The organism is Streptomyces alkaliphilus, from assembly GCF_014141535.1.
In the GTDB taxonomy this organism is placed as follows: Bacteria; Actinomycetota; Actinomycetes; order Streptomycetales; family Streptomycetaceae; genus Streptomyces; species Streptomyces alkaliphilus.
In genome coordinates this window covers 1-1,849 of the sequence record NZ_VKHT01000985.1, presented here as the reverse complement: position 1 = coordinate 1,849, position 1,849 = coordinate 1, and the positions used below count along the sequence as shown (strand labels likewise).

Annotated in this window: 1 pseudogene; it reads left to right on the top strand. The window is 70.7% G+C overall.

The annotated features are described in order from the left end of the window. Window positions 1-211: 211 nt before the first annotated feature. Window positions 212-1,849 (top strand): annotated as a pseudogene (locus FNQ90_RS21750) (type IV secretion protein Rhs); the annotation flags it as partial.

Sequence of the window (1,849 nt, the reverse complement as noted above, 5' to 3'; positions counted from 1 at the left end):
GCCGGTCATCCACCGCCCCCGCCAGCTCCGGCCCAGACGGCTCGACGGCCTCGACCTCGGTCACGTTCTCACTCGTCATCAGTGCATCTTCCTTGATCGGGAGTTACACCGAACGATTTACAGTCCCCCCCTCGGCGGGAGCACGGTTCTGGCGCGGGACGCCTTTGGTCGTCCGATCGCGCTGACGGACCCGCTCGGTGCGGTGACGCGGATGGAGTGGTCACCGGAGGGCAAGCCGGTGCGTCGCACCGATCCCCTGGGCCACGTCGAGTCCTGGAAGTGGGACGCGGAGGGCAACTGCCTGACCCACACCGACGAGAACGGCGGCACCACCGCCTGGAGCTACGGCCCGTTCGACCTACCGGTCTCCCAGACCGGCCCGGATGGTGCACGGTATGTCTTCACCCGCGACACCGAGTTGAACATCACCGCCGTCACCGCCCCCGACGGCCGCACCTGGACCTACACCCTCGACGCGGCCGGCCGCACGGTCGCGGAGACCGACTACGACGGCCGCACCACCACCCGCGAATACGACCCCGCCGGCCACCTGGTCCGGCAGACGAACCCGGCGGGGCAGTCCATCGACTACGCCCATGACGTGCTCGGCCGGTTGACCTCCACCACCACCGACACCGGCGAGACCACCACCTGGACCCACGACGCGGCCGGTCGACTGGTCTCCGCGACCTCACCGGGCGTGGAACTCTCCCGCACCCACGACCCGGCCGGGAACCTGCTGAGCGAGACGGTCAACGGCCACACCCTGACCCTCACCGTCGATCCGGTGGGCCACCTGCTCTCCCGCACCACCCCCACCGGCCACACCAGCCGATGGACTTATGACACCGCCGGACGCCCGATCGGCCTGGAGACCGCCGGCCGGCACCTGAACTTCCACCGGGACGCAGCCGGGCAGGAGACCGAGCGCCGCATCGGCAACGTTCTGACCCTCACCACCGGCCACGACCCGGGCGGGCGCACGGTCGAGCAGGCCCTCACCGGGGCCGGGGGCCGGCGTCTGCACCACAAACGCTGGACTTACCGCACCGACGGCTACCCCACCGCCGTCACCGACGACTCGGGCACCACCACCCTCGCCCTGGACCCGATCGGGCGGCCCACCGCTGTGAGCGGCTCGGCCGGGACGGAGTCCTACGCCTACAACCCCACCGGCGACCAAACCAGTGCCAAGGCTCCCGGCCTACCGGCCGAGGCGGCCGGGGACCGCGCCTACACCGGCACCCTCCTGGCCCGAGCCGGACGTACCCGCTACGCGTATGACGCCGCCGGGCGGGTGATCCGCCGCACCGTCACCCGCATCTCCCGCACCCCCGATGTCTGGCACTACACCTGGGACGCCCACGACCGCCTCACCAAGACCGTCACCCCCGACGGCACGGTGTGGACCTACACCTACGACGCCTTCGGCCGCCGCATCGCCAAACACCGCCACCACCCCGACGGCCGCATAGCCGAAACCGTGCGCTTCACCTGGCACGACACCACCCTCGTCGAGGAACACCACACCGTGCACGAGGGCGCCGCGCCGGTTACCGTCACCACCTGGGACCACACCGGCCTGCACCCCCTCACCCAAACCACCCGCAGCTTCCCCGGCGACGCGGATCAGGACGAGATCGACCGCCGATTCGCCGCCATCGTCACCGACCTCGTCGGCACCCCCACCCACCTCACCAACTCCGACACCGACGAACTCACACCCCTCACCACCACCTTGTGGGGCCACAGCCCGGGAGTGGCCCCCACACCACTCCGCTTCCCCGGCCAATACGCCGACGAGGAAACCGGCTGGCACTACAACCTCCACCGCCACTACGACCCCACC